General features: G+C 54.4%; 15 protein-coding genes. 12 read left to right on the top strand and 3 right to left on the bottom strand.

Going from position 1 to position 16246, the window contains the following annotated elements; all coding sequences use genetic code 11:
• Window position 1: 1 nt before the first annotated feature.
• The 12 genes from murD (at window position 2) to mutT (ending at window position 14486) form a co-directional block, all read left to right on the top strand.
• A complete protein-coding gene (murD, locus tag RAC60_RS04200) occupies window positions 2-1318 on the top strand; it encodes a UDP-N-acetylmuramoyl-L-alanine--D-glutamate ligase (protein ID WP_375092742.1) in 1317 nt (438 codons plus the stop codon).
• Complete coding sequence (gene ftsW / locus RAC60_RS04195; RefSeq protein WP_033740255.1) at window positions 1318-2532, top strand: cell division protein FtsW; 1215 nt, start codon at window positions 1318-1320, stop codon at window positions 2530-2532. The genes murD and ftsW overlap by 1 nt, the downstream gene beginning before the upstream one ends.
• Window positions 2529-3587 (top strand): undecaprenyldiphospho-muramoylpentapeptide beta-N-acetylglucosaminyltransferase, encoded by a 1059-nt coding sequence (gene murG, locus RAC60_RS04190; RefSeq protein ID WP_058702059.1) that lies wholly within the window; start codon window positions 2529-2531, stop codon window positions 3585-3587. The genes ftsW and murG overlap by 4 nt, the downstream gene beginning before the upstream one ends.
• A gap of 75 nt (window positions 3588-3662) precedes the next feature.
• Window positions 3663-5138 carry a UDP-N-acetylmuramate--L-alanine ligase gene (gene murC, locus RAC60_RS04185; protein ID WP_006117678.1) on the top strand — a complete coding sequence of 492 codons (1476 nt, stop codon included), beginning with the start codon at window positions 3663-3665 and terminating at the stop codon, window positions 5136-5138.
• On the top strand, window positions 5131-6048 hold the full coding sequence (locus RAC60_RS04180; protein WP_054634501.1) for a D-alanine--D-alanine ligase: 918 nt from the start codon (window positions 5131-5133) through the stop codon (window positions 6046-6048). The genes murC and RAC60_RS04180 overlap by 8 nt, the downstream gene beginning before the upstream one ends.
• Window position 6049: 1 nt before the next feature.
• Window positions 6050-6889 (top strand): cell division protein FtsQ, encoded by an 840-nt coding sequence (gene ftsQ, locus RAC60_RS04175; RefSeq protein ID WP_033740258.1) that lies wholly within the window; start codon window positions 6050-6052, stop codon window positions 6887-6889.
• Window positions 6886-8142 carry a cell division protein FtsA gene (ftsA, locus tag RAC60_RS04170; protein WP_006117681.1) on the top strand — a complete coding sequence of 419 codons (1257 nt, stop codon included), beginning with the start codon at window positions 6886-6888 and terminating at the stop codon, window positions 8140-8142. The genes ftsQ and ftsA overlap by 4 nt, the downstream gene beginning before the upstream one ends.
• Window positions 8143-8213: 71 nt before the next feature.
• Entirely contained in the window at window positions 8214-9368 is a 1155-nt protein-coding gene (ftsZ, locus tag RAC60_RS04165) for a cell division protein FtsZ (RefSeq protein WP_006117682.1), read from the top strand.
• Between the two features lie 101 nt (window positions 9369-9469).
• Complete coding sequence (gene lpxC, locus RAC60_RS04160; RefSeq protein ID WP_033740259.1) at window positions 9470-10387, top strand: UDP-3-O-acyl-N-acetylglucosamine deacetylase; 918 nt, start codon at window positions 9470-9472, stop codon at window positions 10385-10387.
• Window positions 10388-10677: 290 nt separating this feature from the next.
• Entirely contained in the window at window positions 10678-11184 is a 507-nt protein-coding gene (secM, locus tag RAC60_RS04155) for a secA translation cis-regulator SecM (protein ID WP_233255760.1), read from the top strand.
• A gap of 67 nt (window positions 11185-11251) precedes the next feature.
• Window positions 11252-13957 carry a preprotein translocase subunit SecA gene (gene secA / locus RAC60_RS04150; RefSeq protein ID WP_033740260.1) on the top strand — a complete coding sequence of 902 codons (2706 nt, stop codon included), beginning with the start codon at window positions 11252-11254 and terminating at the stop codon, window positions 13955-13957.
• Window positions 13958-14090: 133 nt separating this feature from the next.
• A complete protein-coding gene (mutT, locus tag RAC60_RS04145; protein WP_324029058.1) occupies window positions 14091-14486 on the top strand; it encodes an 8-oxo-dGTP diphosphatase MutT in 396 nt (131 codons plus the stop codon).
• Window positions 14487-14517: 31 nt separating this feature from the next.
• On the opposite strand, the gene yacG is transcribed toward mutT, so the two are convergent.
• From yacG to coaE, 3 genes are read right to left on the bottom strand one after another with little or no spacing between them, the layout of a single operon-like run.
• Window positions 14518-14715: a DNA gyrase inhibitor YacG gene (yacG, locus tag RAC60_RS04140; RefSeq protein WP_006117687.1), complete on the bottom strand. Its 198-nt coding sequence runs from the start codon at window positions 14713-14715 to the stop codon at window positions 14518-14520.
• A gap of 8 nt (window positions 14716-14723) precedes the next feature.
• Window positions 14724-15467 carry a cell division protein ZapD gene (zapD, locus tag RAC60_RS04135; RefSeq protein ID WP_006117688.1) on the bottom strand — a complete coding sequence of 248 codons (744 nt, stop codon included), beginning with the start codon at window positions 15465-15467 and terminating at the stop codon, window positions 14724-14726.
• A 3-nt stretch (window positions 15468-15470) separates the two neighbouring features.
• The gene (coaE, locus tag RAC60_RS04130; protein ID WP_324029056.1) at window positions 15471-16100 is read right to left on the bottom strand and encodes a dephospho-CoA kinase; all 630 of its coding nucleotides are present in this window, start codon (window positions 16098-16100) and stop codon (window positions 15471-15473) included.
• Between the last annotated feature and the right edge of the window lie 146 nt (window positions 16101-16246).

Genomic DNA, 16246 nt, shown 5'->3' with positions numbered 1-16246 from the left:
CATGGCTGATTACCGCGGGAGAAAAGTCGTCATCATCGGATTAGGCCTGACCGGCCTGTCCTGTGTTGATTTCTTTATAGCGCAGGGCGTAACGCCCCGCGTGATGGATACCCGTGTATCACCGCCCGGGCTGGATAAACTGCCTGAGCAGGTGGAACGTTATGTGGGCGGTCTCAATCGCGACTGGCTGCTGGCTGCGGATCTCATCGTGGCCAGCCCCGGCATTGCCCTGGCCCATCCCGCATTGTGTGAAGCGGCAGACGCGGGCATTGAAATCGTCGGCGACATTGAGCTGTTTTGCCGGGAAGCACAGGCACCGATCGTGGCGATCACCGGTTCAAACGGAAAGAGTACGGTCACTACGTTAGTCGGCGAAATGGCGAAAGCCGCCGGTTGGCAGGTAGGCGTCGGCGGTAACATTGGGTTGCCCGCGCTGAGCCTGCTGAAAGTCCCCGCTCAGCTCTATGTTCTGGAGCTTTCCAGCTTCCAGTTAGAAACCACCTACAGCCTGAAGGCCGCAGCGGCCACGATCCTGAACGTGACCGAAGATCATATGGATCGCTATCCGTTAGGTATGCAGCAGTATCGCGCGGCAAAACTGCGGATTTACGAGAACGCTCAGGTTTGCGTGGTGAATGCCGACGATGGCATGACCATGCCGGTACGCGGCGCCGACGCACGCTGTGTCAGTTTCGGTATTGATATCGGCGATTATCACCTGAACAAGCAGCAGGGCAGTGTCTGGCTGCGGGCGAAAGGCGAAAAAGTCCTGAACACAGACGAGATGACGCTGGTCGGACAGCATAACTACACCAATGCGCTCGCCGCGCTGGCGCTGGCCGATGCGGTTGGTCTGCCACGCTCGACCAGTCTGTCCGCACTGGCGGCTTATTCAGGTCTGGCGCACCGTTTCCAGCTGGTTCATGAAAGCCGCGGTGTGCGCTGGATCAATGATTCAAAAGCAACCAATGTGGGCAGTACGGAAGCGGCTCTGAAGGGATTACAGGTTGACGGTACGCTCTGGTTACTGCTGGGAGGTGATGGCAAATCTGCGGATTTCTCTCCATTGCAGCCGTATCTGCAGGGCGATCGTATCCGGCTGTTTTGCTTTGGGCGCGATGGTGATGCACTGGCCGCGCTCCGCCTTGACGTGGCGGTCAGGACCGAAACGCTGCAGGAGGCAATGGCGCAGATTGCAAAACAGGTACAGCCAGGCGACATGGTCCTGCTTTCCCCGGCCTGCGCCAGCCTTGACCAGTTCCGCAATTTTGAACAGCGCGGCGATGTCTTCGCGCAACTGGCCAGGGAGTTAAGCTGATGCGTATTCCTGGAGCGGGCATTGTGAATTATCTGTCAGGTCGCCTGAGTAACTGGGTGATGGGCGCGCGTGAGAGCGACGATACCTCGCAGGTGCTCTATGACCGGACTTTGCTCTGGCTGACCCTGGGGCTGGCTGCAATCGGGTTTGTGATGGTGACATCGGCTTCAATGCCGGTGGGACAGCGTCTGAATGACGATCCGTTCTACTTTGCCAAGCGTGATGCGTTCTATATTGCGCTGGCGTTTGGTATCGCCCTGGTCACGCTGCGCGTACCCATGGATTTCTGGCAGCGCTACAGCAACGTGATGTTGATGGCGTCGGTCGTCATGCTGCTGATTGTGCTGGTCGTAGGAAGCTCCGTAAACGGGGCATCACGCTGGATTGCACTGGGTCCACTGCGTATTCAGCCAGCGGAACTGTCTAAGCTCACGCTCTTCTGTTATCTCGCCAGTTATCTGGTGCGTAAGGTTGAGGAAGTCCGCAATAACTTCTGGGGCTTCTGTAAGCCGATGGGGGTGATGGTCGTGCTGGCGGTGCTGCTGCTCGCTCAGCCCGATCTGGGTACGGTGGTGGTGCTGTTTGTCACGACGCTCGCGATGCTCTTCCTGGCGGGGGCAAAGCTGTGGCAGTTCCTGGCGATTATCGGTTCCGGCATCTTCGCAGTAGTGTTGTTAATCATCGCCGAGCCCTATCGTATGCGCCGTGTGACCTCTTTCTGGAATCCGTGGGAAGATCCGTTCGGCAGCGGCTACCAGCTTACTCAGTCACTGATGGCGTTTGGCCGCGGCGAATTCTGGGGCCAGGGACTGGGCAATTCGGTACAGAAACTGGAATACCTGCCGGAAGCACATACCGACTTTATTTTCTCGATTATCGGAGAAGAACTGGGTTACATCGGTGTGGTTTTAGCCCTGTTAATGGTATTCTTCGTGGCTTTTCGCGCCATGTCGATTGGCCGCCGCGCACTTGAACTTGACCAACGTTTCTCCGGCTTTCTGGCCTGCTCAATCGGCGTCTGGTTCAGCTTTCAGGCGCTGGTCAACGTGGGTGCGGCGGCGGGGATGTTGCCGACAAAAGGTCTGACATTACCGCTGATTAGTTACGGTGGCTCGAGCCTGCTCATTATGTCGACGGCCATCGTATTTTTGTTACGTATTGATTATGAAACGCGTCTGGCTAAAGCGCAGGCGTTTACCCGGGGTGGTCGATGAGCGGTAAACGATTGATGGTCATGGCAGGAGGAACCGGTGGGCATGTTTTCCCGGGGCTGGCTGTGGCGCATCATCTTGAGGCGCAGGGCTGGCAGGTGCGCTGGTTAGGCACGGCCGATCGTATGGAAGCCGACCTGGTACCGAAGCACGGTATCGACATTGATTTTATCCGCATCAGTGGATTACGCGGTAAAGGCAGTAAAGCGCTGTTGTTAGCGCCGGTACGCATCTTCAACGCCTGGCGTCAGGCGCGCAAGATTATCAAAGCCTGGAAGCCCGATGTGGTGCTCGGCATGGGCGGTTATGTATCGGGGCCCGGTGGTCTGGCCGCCTGGAGTTGCGGGGTGCCAGTGGTACTCCATGAGCAGAACGGTATTGCCGGGCTCACCAATAAATGGCTGGCTAAAATTGCCACCAAGGTCATGCAGGCCTTCCCGGGCGCCTTTCCGCACGCGGACGTTGTGGGTAATCCGGTGCGTACCGATGTGCTGGCGCTGCCGTCACCGGCTCAACGGCTGGCTGGCCGCAGTGGACCGATTCGTATTCTGGTTATCGGGGGCAGTCAGGGCGCGCGCATTCTGAACCAGACGTTGCCTCAGATTGCCGCCAGGTTGGGCGAGACCATTACCCTCTGGCATCAAACGGGTAAGGGCGCCTTGCAAGAAGTCCAACAGGCCTATCAGCAAGCCGGTCAGCCGCAGCATAAAGTGACCGAGTTTATTGATGATATGGCCGCTGCGTATGCCTGGGCCGACGTGGTGATTTGCCGCTCTGGCGCATTAACGGTAAGCGAAATCGCTGCCGCAGGCTTACCGGCGATTTTCGTGCCGTTTCAGCACAAAGATCGCCAGCAGTACTGGAATGCCCTGCCGCTTGAAGGCGCAGGGGCAGCCAAAATTTTTGAGCAGCCGCAGTTTACTGCGGAGGCGGTAGCGGAAACGTTGCGTCACTGGGACCGTCCAACATTACTCGCGATGGCAGAAAAGGCCCACGCGGTAGCGGTACCTGATGCCACCGAACGGGTTGCACAGGAAGTGGCTCGCGCCGCACGTTAAAGAATCAGGTCAGCCTGGCTGGCCCGTGCTCAACAACCTGAGCACAAACTGAATGAGTAGGTATAAGAAAGCGTAATGAATACACAACAACTGGCAAAACTGCGTTCAATCGTGCCCGAGATGCGTCGCGTCCGGCACATTCACTTTGTCGGCATCGGCGGTGCTGGCATGGGCGGTATTGCCGAAGTGTTAGCGAATGAAGGCTACCATATTAGCGGTTCTGATCTGGCGCCTAACCCGGTAACCCAAAATCTGATCAATCTGGGCGCAACGATTTACTTCAATCACCGCCCGGAAAACGTGACGGATGCCAGTGTCGTCGTGGTCTCCAGTGCGGTTTCTCAGGATAACCCTGAGCTGGTTGCGGCACGCGAGCAACGTATCCCGGTGATTCGTCGCGCTGAGATGCTGGCAGAACTGATGCGCTTTCGTCATGGCATTGCGATCGCCGGAACGCACGGCAAAACCACGACAACGGCGATGGTCTCCAGCATTTATGCCGAAGGTGGTCTGGATCCGACCTTCGTTAACGGTGGATTGGTGAAAGCGGCGGGCACGCATGCGCGTCTGGGCAGCAGCCGTTATCTGATCGCTGAGGCGGATGAGAGCGATGCGTCCTTCCTGCATCTGCAGCCGATGGTTGCCGTCGTGACCAATATCGAAGCCGATCATATGGACACGTATCAGGGTGATTTCGAAAACCTGAAGCAGACGTTTATCAATTTTCTGCACAACCTGCCCTTCTATGGCCGTGCGGTGATGTGCGTTGATGATGCGGTGATTCGCGACTTGTTACCGCGTGTAGGACGTCAGATTACGACCTATGGTTTCAGCGAGGATGCGGACTTCCGCATTGAAGATTTTGAACAGCGTGGCGCTCAGGTGCATTTCAACCTGATTCGTCAGGACAAGGCACCACTCGCGATCACGCTGAATGCGCCGGGACGGCATAACGCGTTGAATGCGGCGGCAGCGGTTGCGGTTGCCAGCGAAGAAGGCATTGAAGACAGCGCGATTCTGGCGGCGCTGGAGAGCTTCCAGGGAACCGGCCGTCGTTTCGATCAGTTGGGCGAGTTTGCTACCGAACCGGTCAACGGCACGCCTGGCACGGCTATGCTGGTTGATGATTATGGCCATCATCCAACGGAAGTGGATGCCACCATTAAAGCGGCGCGCGCAGGCTGGCCGGATAAAAAACTGGCGATGGTCTTTCAGCCTCACCGGTATACCCGCACGCGCGACCTGTTTGACGATTTTGCCAACGTGCTGTCACAGGTCGACGTTTTACTGATGCTGGATGTGTATGCCGCCGGCGAAACGCCGATTCCGGGTGCTGACAGCCGTGCGCTGTGTCGTGCAATCCGCAACCGCGGTAAAGTCGACCCCATTCTGGTGCCGGAGCATGATGCGTTAGTCGAGATGCTGGCGCCGTTATTGTCAGGTAACGATCTGATTCTGGTTCAGGGCGCAGGTAACGTCGGGAAAGTGGCGCGTAAACTGGCGGAATGCAAACTGCAGCCAGAGCGCAAAGTGGAGGGCCGTCATGTCTAAAGTGGCTGTTTTGATGGGTGGCACCTCAGCCGAACGCGAGGTCTCCCTGATGTCCGGGGCTGCCGTACTGGCCGGTTTACGTGAAGCGGGCATTGATGCGCACGGTATTGATACACGCGAGCAGTCTGTACTGGATCTGAAAGCGCAGGGCTTCGACAAAGTCTTTATCGCGCTGCATGGTCGCGGTGGCGAAGACGGCACGCTTCAGGCCGTGCTTGAATTCCTGCAACTGCCTTATACCGGCAGCGGGGTCATGGCGTCGGCGGTGACCATGGATAAGCTGCGTACCAAATTACTGTGGCAGGGCAGGGGACTGCCGGCAGGTAAGTTTGTCTGGATGACCCGTGCACAGATGCAGTCGGGTCTGGACGCTGCGACAGCGGCGGCGATTGCCGCGCTGGGCTTCCCTCTGTTTGTTAAACCGAGCAGTGAAGGATCCAGCGTTGGCATCAGCCGGGTTAATCAGCAGGGTGATCTGATGGCCGCGCTGGAAGAGGCATTTCGTCACGACGATAACGTGCTTATCGAGGCGTTTCTGAGTGGTGAAGAATATACCGTGGGGATTCTGGGCGATCAGATTCTGCCAGCGATAAAAATAAAGACTGCCAGCGAGTTCTATGACTATGAAGCTAAATACATTTCTGACGATACTCAGTACTTCTGTCCCGCAGGGCTGAGTGCAGAGCGTGAAGCAGAATTACAACAGCTGGTGTGGTCTGCCTGGCAGGCGCTGGGATGTCAGGGTTGGGGTCGTGTCGATGTGATGACCGATGGTGAAGGCCGCTTTCAGTTGCTGGAAGCCAATACTTCCCCGGGCATGACCAGCCACAGCTTAGTGCCGATGGCAGCAAAGCAGGCGGGACTGACCTTTTCTCAACTGGTCGTACGCATTCTGGAACTGGCCGACTGATATGTCACAGGCGGCGATGAATGTACGCAATCGTGAGGCGCAGGAGCGGGCACGCACCGGCCGCAGTAACGGTGCCCGGCTGTTTGGCATCGTCTTTCTGCTGATGGTGATGGGCATAATGATTGCGGGTGGATTAGTGGTGCTGAAGTGGATGAACGATGCATCCCGCTTACCCCTGTCGAAACTGGTGGTCACCGGTGAGTTGCATTACACCACCCACGACGACATCCGCCAGGCGATTTTATCCCTGGGGCCACCCGGCACCTTTATGTCGCAGGATGTGAACATTATCCAGCAGCAGATTGAACGGTTGCCGTGGATTAAACAGGTCAGTGTGCGCAAACAGTGGCCTGATGAACTGAAGATTCATCTGGTTGAGTACACGCCGGTGGCACGCTGGAACGACGCGCATATGGTGGACAGCGACGGCGTGTCATTTAGCGTACCGGCCAATCATATGGGCAAAGAAGCGTTGCCCATGTTGTATGGGCCAGAAGGCAGTGAAAAAGAGGTCCTGGCGGGCTATCACAGTATGGATGATGTGCTGAAAGCCAGGAAGTTTACCCTGAAGGTGGCGTCGATGACGGCACGACGTTCATGGCAGCTGGTGACCAGTGACGATGTACGTATCGAACTGGGCCGTACCGATACCATGAAGCGTCTGAATCGTTTTATTGAGCTTTATCCGGTGTTGCAGCAACAAGGCGAGAATGAACACAAGCGCATCAACTCCGTTGATTTACGCTATGACTCTGGCGCCTCCGTTGGCTGGACACCGATAGTGATGGAGCCACAGGACAGTAATCAGCAACAAAACCAGGCACAGGCTAAACAACAATGATCAAGGCAACGGACAGAAAACTGGTAGTTGGACTCGAAATCGGCACTGCGAAAGTCGCCGCCCTGGTTGGGGAAATTCTGCCCGATGGTATGGTCAATATTATTGGGGTCGGCAGTTGTCCGTCCCGCGGTATGGATAAAGGTGGCGTTAACGATCTTGAGTCGGTGGTGAAATGCGTACAGCGCGCCATTGATCAGGCTGAGTTGATGGCGGATTGCCAGATTTCCTCCGTCTACCTTGCATTATCGGGCAAACATATCAGCTGCCAGAACGAAATCGGGATGGTTCCGATTTCAGAAGAGGAAGTGACTCAGGATGATGTAGAGAATGTGGTGCACACGGCAAAGTCTGTGCGCGTTCGTGACGAGCATCGCATTCTGCACGTTATTCCTCAGGAATATGCCATCGATTACCAGGAAGGCATCAAGAACCCGGTCGGCCTTTCCGGTGTACGTATGCAGGCGAAAGTCCATTTGATCACCTGTCACAATGATATGGCGAAAAATATTGTTAAAGCCGTTGAACGTTGTGGCCTCAAAGTTGACCAACTGATTTTTGCCGGTCTGGCGTCCAGCTTTGCTGTACTGACCGAAGATGAACGCGAACTGGGCGTTTGCGTGGTGGATATCGGGGGCGGCACAATGGATATCGCCGTCTATACTGGCGGTGCACTGCGCCACACGAAGGTCATTCCCTATGCGGGCAATGTAGTTACCAGCGATATTGCGTACGCCTTTGGCACGCCGCCTACCGATGCGGAAGCGATTAAAGTCCGGCATGGTTGCGCGCTGGGATCGATTGTTGGAAAAGATGAGAACGTTGAAGTGCCGAGCGTTGGCGGACGTCCGCCACGGAGCTTACAGCGTCAGACGCTGGCTGAGGTAATTGAGCCGCGTTACACCGAACTTTTAAATCTGGTCAATGACGAGATTTTGCAGTTGCAAGAGCAGCTTCGCCAGCAGGGAGTGAAACACCATCTTGCTGCGGGGATTGTATTAACCGGCGGTGCGGCGCAGATTGAAGGTCTGGCCGCCTGCGCGCAGCGCGTATTCCATACGCAGGTGCGCATTGGACAGCCGCTGAACATTACTGGCCTGACGGACTACGCGCAGGAGTCTTACTATTCCACGGCGGTAGGGCTGTTGCATTACGGCAAAGAGTCACACATGAACGGTGACGCAGAGGCGGAAAAGCGGGTTTCAGTCGGCAACTGGTTTAAACGTATCAATAGTTGGTTAAAAAAAGAGTTTTAATTTTTGTAAAAGGGGATCATGCTGTTTTCTTTTGTGATCTCCAGGCGACAGGCACATAACGGAGAGAAATCATGTTTGAACCTATGGAATTAACCAATGACGCGGTGATTAAAGTCATCGGCGTCGGCGGTGGCGGCGGCAACGCCGTAGAGCACATGGTACGCGAGCGTATCGAAGGTGTGGAATTCTTCGCTGTTAACACCGACGCCCAGGCGCTGCGTAAAACAGCGGTCGGCCAGACCATCCAGATCGGTAATAACATTACCAAAGGGCTGGGTGCGGGTGCGAACCCGGAAGTGGGCCGTAACTCTGCAGAGGAAGATCGCGAAGCACTGCGTTCTGCGCTGGAAGGGGCAGACATGGTGTTCATCGCAGCGGGAATGGGTGGCGGTACCGGTACCGGTGCAGCGCCTGTTGTAGCTGAAGTGGCGAAAGATTTAGGTATTCTGACCGTTGCGGTCGTGACCAAGCCTTTCAACTTCGAAGGCAAGAAGCGCATGGCGTTTGCCGAGCAGGGGATCGCAGAGCTGTCTAAGCACGTCGATTCACTGATCACCATTCCTAACGACAAGCTGTTAAAAGTGCTTGGGCGCGGCATTTCGCTGCTCGACGCTTTTGGCGCAGCCAACGACGTACTGAAAGGCGCAGTGCAGGGTATCGCTGAACTGATTACCCGCCCTGGCCTGATGAACGTCGACTTTGCTGACGTGCGTACCGTCATGTCAGAAATGGGTTATGCCATGATGGGCTCTGGCGTGGCATGCGGTGAAGATCGTGCGGAAGAAGCTGCTGAGATGGCGATTTCCAGCCCACTGCTGGAAGATATCGACCTGTCTGGTGCGCGTGGCGTGCTGGTCAACATCACGGCGGGCTTTGACCTGCGTCTGGATGAGTTCGAAACCGTGGGTAATACCATCCGCGCCTTCGCCTCAGACAACGCCACCGTGGTTATCGGTACCTCTCTGGATCCAGAAATGAACGATGAACTGCGCGTCACCGTGGTGGCAACCGGTATTGGTATGGACAAGCGTCCTGAAATCACGCTGGTCACCAACAAACCGGCCAGCCAGCCAGTGATGGATCACCGTTACCAGCAGCACGGTATGTCGCCGCTGCCGCAGGAGCAGAAACCTGCAGCGAAAGTGGTGAACGATCAGAATGCGCAATCGAACAAAGAGCCAGATTACCTTGATATCCCGGCGTTTTTGCGTAAGCAGGCCGACTAGGAATAACCTTATAATTGGGTTTTCCCGCTCTTTGTGCTAAAGTGTTCGCCCGCTGGTAACGTATACTGGCGGTCGGAAAGTAATATTGCGAGATAATTACGATGATCAAACAAAGGACATTAAAACGTATTGTTCAGGCGACAGGTGTCGGTTTACATACCGGCAAGAAAGTCAGCCTGACGTTGCGCCCTGCACCGGCTAATACCGGGGTCATCTATCGTCGCACCGACTTGAATCCCCCGGTTGATTTTCCGGCTGATGCAAAATACGTGCGCGACACCATGCTGAGTACCTGCCTGGTGAATGATGAAGGCGTGCGTATTTCGACAGTTGAACACTTAAATGCCGCACTGGCGGGCCTGGGCATCGACAACATTATTGTGGAAGTCGATGCACCTGAAATCCCGATTATGGATGGCAGCGCAGCGCCTTTTATCTATCTGCTGATGGATGCAGGTATCGAGCAGCTCAGTAGCGCCAAGAAGTTTGTGCGCGTTAAGCAAACCGTGCGTGTTGAAGATGGTGATAAATGGGCGGAAATTAAACCGTATAACGGTTTTTCGCTTGATTTCACTATTGATTTCAAACACCCGGCTATCGATGCCAGCTCTCAGCGTTACCAGATGAAATTTTCTGCCGAAGCGTTTGTTCGTCAGATTAGCCGTGCACGCACCTTTGGCTTCATGCATGAAATCGAATATCTGCAGTCTAAAGGCCTGTGCCTGGGCGGTAGTTTAGATTGTGCGATAGGCCTTGATGATTTCCGCGTGCTTAATGAAGAAGGTCTGCGTTTTGAAGACGAGTTTGTCCGTCACAAAATGCTGGACGCTATCGGCGATCTGTTTATGTGTGGCCATAACATTATCGGCGCGTTTACCGCGTACAAATCGGGCCATGCATTGAACAACAAACTGCTGCAGGCCGTTTTGGCTAAGCAGGAAGCCTGGGAATGGGCGACCTTCGAAGACGAAGCTGAATTGCCACTGGCGTTTAAAGCACCAAATCTGGTTCTGGCTTAATTCCTGATCAGAACGTAAAAACGGCTGGTTGCGCTGACACTCTCTCCGGTCAGTCGCTCCGGCCGTTTTTTATTGCCCCGCCCTCGCTCTCTGTGTGTTGCGACACTCTTCACATGCTAAAGCAAACAATTGCTGAATTGCTGCACAATCAGGTGCGATTTCTTCCGTTGTCGCTTTAAACGCAGGTGTCGGCACGCCACATTAGTGTTACTATCTCTGGCGCTTTTACAGGCTGCATGCTGCTGAAAACAGCAGTGAATAATGAAATTGTTATGCGCAATGGAACAATTGTGATCGGAATCCTTCTACGCTGGCGACAAATAGGTAGACGCTATTTCTGGCCTCATTTCCTGCTAGGAATGGTGGCGGCCAGTCTCGGCTTGCCGGCGTGTGCGCAAACAGCGGAACTTAACACCGGATCCGAATCCTCAGCCAGCAGCCTGTTCATCGGCAATGCCGTTCGTTTCGATCATCTTATTCGTCTTCAGGAAGCCTCGCGACGTCCCAGTTTTACGGTTGACTACTGGCACCAGCATGCCATTCGCACGGTTATCCGCCACCTCTCTTTCACGCTGACGCCGCAGTCTCAGGCGGAAGAGCAGGTACATCCGCTGGCCGCGCAAAAGCTGGCGTTAATCGATTCACTTCATGCCTTATTGACCTCCCAGACAGCACAGACATACGACGCCTTTGGTTTGTCTCTGCTGCCTGTGTCTGACGCGCCTGCCCTGACGCGAGCAGCCTGGCATGGCAAAGTGCACGGTATCCGTGCTGGCCCCGCTTCATTGTTCTGCTAATCACTTTCATTACACCCTTTTAGATTTCGCAGTCCGACGATTCGGCTGAATTGAGAATATATTTATTATGTTAATCAAAATGTTAACCAAGGTTTTTGGTAGCAGCAATGATCGTACTTTGCGCCGCATGCGTAAAACCGTTGATATCATCAACAAGATGGAACCGGATTTTGAAAAGCTCTCTGATGAAGAACTGAAAGCGAAAACGGAACTGTTCCGTGAGCGCCTGAAAAAAGGCGAGTCGCTGGAGAGTTTACTTCCGGAAGCCTTTGCAACCGTGCGTGAAGCCAGTAAACGCGTCTTTGGCATGCGTCACTTTGATGTCCAGCTGATTGGCGGTATGGTACTCAACAACCGCTGTATTGCTGAGATGCGTACCGGTGAAGGTAAAACGCTTACGGCAACGCTGCCAGCCTACCTGAATGCCCTGACCGGTAAAGGCGTTCATGTTGTTACCGTCAACGATTACCTGGCCCAGCGTGATGCGGAAAATAACCGCCCGTTGTTTGAATTTCTTGGTCTGAGTGTCGGTATCAACATGTCAGGTCTGCCTTCCGTTGCCAAACGTGAAGCCTATGCAGCGGACATCACTTACGGTACGAACAACGAATATGGCTTCGACTATCTGCGCGACAACATGGCGTTCAGCCCTGAAGAGCGCGTACAGCGTAAACTGCACTATGCGCTGGTGGATGAGGTCGACTCCATCCTCATTGACGAAGCGCGAACGCCACTGATCATCTCAGGTCCGGCAGAAGACAGCTCTGAACTCTATACCAAAGTGAACAAAATCATTCCTCACCTGATCCGTCAGGAAAAAGAAGATTCTGACCACTTCCAGGGTGAAGGCGATTTCTGGGTTGACGAGAAAGCGCGTCAGGCGCACATGACCGAGCGCGGCCTGGTGAAAGTCGAAGAGCTGCTGGTGAGCCAGGGCATTATGGTGGAAGGTGAATCCCTCTATTCACCGACGAATATCATGCTGATGCATCACGTGACGGCTGCGCTGCGTGCACATGCGCTGTTCACGCGCGATGTTGATTACATCGTTAAAGATGGCGAAGTCATCATTGTCGATGAGCATACCGGTCGTACCATGCAAGGACGTCGCTGGTCTGATGGTCTGCATCAGGCCGTTGAAGCCAAAGAAGGCGTTGAAATCCAGAACGAAAACCAGACGCTGGCATCGATCACCTTCCAGAACTACTTCCGCCTCTATGAAAAGCTGGCCGGTATGACGGGTACGGCTGATACAGAAGCGTTTGAGTTCAGCTCCATCTACAAGCTCGATACCATCGTTGTGCCAACCAACCGTCCGATGGTGCGTAAAGATCTGGCCGATCTGGTCTACATGACAGAGAAAGAGAAGATCGATGCCATTATTGAGGATATTCGCGAACGTACCGCGAAAGGGCAACCGGTACTGGTAGGTACGATTTCGATCGAGAAGTCAGAAGTTGTATCAAACGAGCTGACACGCGCAGGCATTAAGCACAATGTTCTGAACGCCAAATTCCACGCCCGCGAAGCGGATATTGTTGCTCAGGCTGGTCAGCCGGGTGCCGTGACCATCGCCACCAACATGGCGGGCCGTGGTACCGATATTATGCTGGGCGGTAGCTGGCATGCCGAAGTCGCTGAGCTGCAGGATCCGACTGAAGAGCAGATCGAGGCGATTAAAGCGGCCTGGCAGGTTCGTCACGATGCCGTGCTGGCGTCAGGTGGCTTACATATCGTCGGTACGGAACGCCATGAATCGCGTCGTATTGACAACCAGCTGCGCGGTCGTGCGGGTCGTCAGGGGGACGCGGGTTCTTCACGTTTCTACCTGTCAATGGAAGATGCGCTGATGCGTATTTTTGCCTCTGATCGTGTTTCTAACATGATGCGCAAGCTGGGAATGAAGCCGGGCGAGGCCATTGAGCACCCGTGGGTAACCAAAGCGATTGCCAACGCACAGCGTAAAGTGGAAAGCCGTAACTTCGATATTCGTAAGCAACTGCTGGAATACGATGATGTGGCGAATGACCAACGCCGCGCGATCTATAGCCAGCGTAATGAGCTGCTGGATGTTTCTGATGTCTCCGATACCATCAACAGTATTCGCGAAGACGTCTATAAATCGATTATCGACAGCTACATTCCACCGCAGTCACTGGAAGAAATGTGGGACGTACCGGGACTGGAAGAGCGCCTGCGTAACGATTTCGATCTGGATCTGCCAATCAGTGAATGGCTGGATAAAGAACCGGACCTGCATGAAGAGACGCTGCGTGAGCGCATTATGAAACACGCTGCCGATAGCTATGCGGCGAAAGAAGAGATCGTGGGCGCGGAGATGATGCGTAACTTTGAGAAAGGCGTGATGCTGCAAACGCTGGACTCCCTGTGGAAAGAGCACCTGGCGGCAATGGATTATCTGCGTCAGGGCATCCACTTACGTGGCTACGCGCAGAAAGATCCGAAGCAGGAATATAAACGTGAATCGTTTGCCATGTTTGCCGCCATGCTTGAAACGCTGAAGTATGAAGTCATCAGCACACTGAGCAAGGTGCAGGTGCGAATGCCAGAAGAAGTGGAAGCGATGGAGCAGCAACGTCGCGAAGAGGCAGAGCGTCTGGCGCAGCAGCAGCATCTCAGCCATGTCAGCGAAGATGTGCTGGCGGCCGAGTCGCTTGCCCAGCAGGGCGGCGAGCGTAAAGTCGGACGTAACGATCCTTGCCCATGCGGTTCAGGTAAGAAATACAAACAGTGTCATGGTCGCCTGGCCTGATAACGTATTGACTGAAAAGGAGCCTCTGGCTCCTTTTTTTTGGCTTTTTGTCCGCTGAACGATGGCGCGGTTAACAACCCGCTTAACATGTTTTAGAATCAGCGCTCATTCACCCACTCTTCAGGATACCTTCATGAAGCACCTGCAGGTTGCCGTCGGCATTATCCGCAATGCCGATAAACACATTTTTCTTGCCCAGCGTGCGGCTTCCTCCTACATGGCCAATAAGTGGGAATTTCCCGGCGGTAAAATTGAAGCGGGTGAAAGCCCTGAGCAGGGTTTAGTGCGCGAACTGCTCGAAGAAACCGGCATTGAGGTGACTGATGCCCGCGCCATTAGCATCAAAGATCATACCTATGACGATCTGCGTGTGACGCTGCATTTTTTCCTGGTCGAAGGCTGGAAAGGTGAACCCTGGGGCAAAGAGGGGCAGCCACAGCGTTGGGTCGAACAGCGGGCGCTGATCGCTGAAGAATTTCCGGCGGCAAATCATGAACTGATAGCGCGTCTGGTGGCGGGCGAACTGTAACAGGGTGGGGCATTATGCCCCACCGCGTGACTTAGCGTTCTTCTTCACTCCAGTTGTCACTGTCGTTCAACTCATCGCTGCTGGGTATGCGCTTTTCTTCCGCAGCCCATTCGCCAAGGTCAATTAACTGACAACGTTTGCTGCAAAACGGCCGCCACGGGCTCAGTTCATCCCAGATAACCGTTTTACCGCACTGCGGACAGTTAACGGTCATAATTTCTTCCTGCATGTTCACCTCTAACAACAGGCCAGTTGGAAGTTGAGGCGCGCAGGGACTTCACCGCGCTCACTGTCCAGTGGCATAAAACGTATCGCAAAACGGCTCTTATGACCGGATACCTGAGGATAAAGTGCGTCCTCTATGTCCAGTTGCAGACGCAGAAGATCGGCGCCTTCGGCATTATCCTGATAAAAACCGTTCAGACTGGTTTGTAAACGGTAAGTGCCCGACTGACGGATTAAATCGAGCAACATGGCCAGTGTGCTGTGCAGCGGTATCAGGGTTTCCATCCAGCTTGTCACCTGCGCATCACGTGTTGTCTGCGGCAGATGCAGCCAGATGTGCAGACCAGGCAGATCGAAACTGCAGCACCCGCCCGGAATACTGAGCCGCTGACGAACCAGAGCAATCAGACGATCTTCCCTCAGTTGCTGCCCCATACGTGGCGCACTGTTAAGCAGAACAGATTGTGCTTTTAGTTTGTCGCGCAATGCATCCACCACGGACATATCGACGCCGGGCACATCTGCCCACGCGCGCAGTTTGGTTTGCTGACGCTCAAGCTCTTTCAGCAATTCGGTGCGCATGTCGCCGCGTTCAAAGATATCCAGCAGTTCGCCGATCAGACGAAAAAAAGTCAGTGCCGTGGCGGTATTTTCCAATGGCGTAACCTGATGCAACTGATCGATCAGGAATTCGACACGCAGCCAGGTGCGCATTTTTTCATTCAGTGGATGTTCAAACAGAACGACTGTACTCATGGATTAATCCTGTTTCGCTGCCGCAAGCTTCAGATAACGCTGATGAAGTCTGGCAACCTGGGGTAGCGCATTTTCAGGCGCGCCACTGTTATCAATAATATCATCGGCACAGGCGAGGCGCTGTTGGCGCGTCGCCTGTGCCGCAAGAATGCGTTTAGCCTGCTCAGGAGAAACGTTGTCGCGTGCGAGCGTACGTTTCAGCTGTGTTTCTTCATCGGTGTCGATAACCAAAACCCGATCGGCCTGATGCTGGAGCTGGTTTTCAACCAGCAACGGCACGACCCACAGGACATAAGGTGAGGTCGCCTGCGCTTTAAGCTGCTGTGTGCGGGCGTTAATCAGGGGATGAAGCAGCGCGTTTAGCCAGTTTTTTTCATCAGGTGCCGCAAAAATAATCTCTCTTAATCGCGCACGTTGCAGTGTTCCCTGATCGGTCAGAATACTGTCACCATAGCGTGCAACAATCGCCTGCAGAGCAGGCGTGCCCGGCTCGACGACCTCGCGGGCAATGACATCAGCGTCAATGATCGTCACGCCTTCTGCAGCAAAGTACGCGGCAATAGTGCTCTTGCCGCTGCCAATGCCACCGGTCAGCGCCACCGTGTAGGGCGTATCTCTCACTCTCACTCTCATAGTCGTTCAGTCACAGGTAAGCCAAAGCGTTACGACACGATCATGTTGCGCGTCCGATTTCGTTAGAAAGACGCCGTCGAATCTGATGGATTGTAGCGTAAATAAAGTGAAATTCGCACTCTTGTTGCGGTGCAAATGGCGCGTAT

The organism is Pantoea sp. BR_17 (assembly GCF_041955125.1).
Classification (GTDB): Bacteria; Pseudomonadota; Gammaproteobacteria; order Enterobacterales; family Enterobacteriaceae; genus Pantoea; species Pantoea stewartii.
This window is presented reverse-complemented; position numbering and strand designations above follow the sequence as displayed.

Excerpts from the sequence above, each read along its gene's own strand:
- ftsZ (WP_006117682.1), top strand. The coding sequence starts at position 8,214 with ATGTTTGAACCTATGGAATTAACCAATGACGCGGTGATTAAAGTCATC.
- lpxC (WP_033740259.1), top strand. The coding sequence starts at position 9,470 with ATGATCAAACAAAGGACATTAAAACGTATTGTTCAGGCGACAGGTGTC.
- murC (WP_006117678.1), top strand. The coding sequence starts at position 3,663 with ATGAATACACAACAACTGGCAAAACTGCGTTCAATCGTGCCCGAGATG.
- ftsQ (WP_033740258.1), top strand. The coding sequence starts at position 6,050 with ATGTCACAGGCGGCGATGAATGTACGCAATCGTGAGGCGCAGGAGCGG.
- ftsA (WP_006117681.1), top strand. The coding sequence starts at position 6,886 with ATGATCAAGGCAACGGACAGAAAACTGGTAGTTGGACTCGAAATCGGC.
- RAC60_RS04180 (WP_054634501.1), top strand. The coding sequence starts at position 5,131 with ATGTCTAAAGTGGCTGTTTTGATGGGTGGCACCTCAGCCGAACGCGAG.
- murG (WP_058702059.1), top strand. The coding sequence starts at position 2,529 with ATGAGCGGTAAACGATTGATGGTCATGGCAGGAGGAACCGGTGGGCAT.
- ftsW (WP_033740255.1), top strand. The coding sequence starts at position 1,318 with ATGCGTATTCCTGGAGCGGGCATTGTGAATTATCTGTCAGGTCGCCTG.
- yacG (WP_006117687.1), bottom strand. The coding sequence starts at position 14,715 with ATGCAGGAAGAAATTATGACCGTTAACTGTCCGCAGTGCGGTAAAACG.
- coaE (WP_324029056.1), bottom strand. The coding sequence starts at position 16,100 with ATGAGAGTGAGAGTGAGAGATACGCCCTACACGGTGGCGCTGACCGGT.
- zapD (WP_006117688.1), bottom strand. The coding sequence starts at position 15,467 with ATGAGTACAGTCGTTCTGTTTGAACATCCACTGAATGAAAAAATGCGC.
- mutT (WP_324029058.1), top strand. The coding sequence starts at position 14,091 with ATGAAGCACCTGCAGGTTGCCGTCGGCATTATCCGCAATGCCGATAAA.
- secA (WP_033740260.1), top strand. The coding sequence starts at position 11,252 with ATGTTAATCAAAATGTTAACCAAGGTTTTTGGTAGCAGCAATGATCGT.
- murD (WP_375092742.1), top strand. The coding sequence starts at position 2 with ATGGCTGATTACCGCGGGAGAAAAGTCGTCATCATCGGATTAGGCCTG.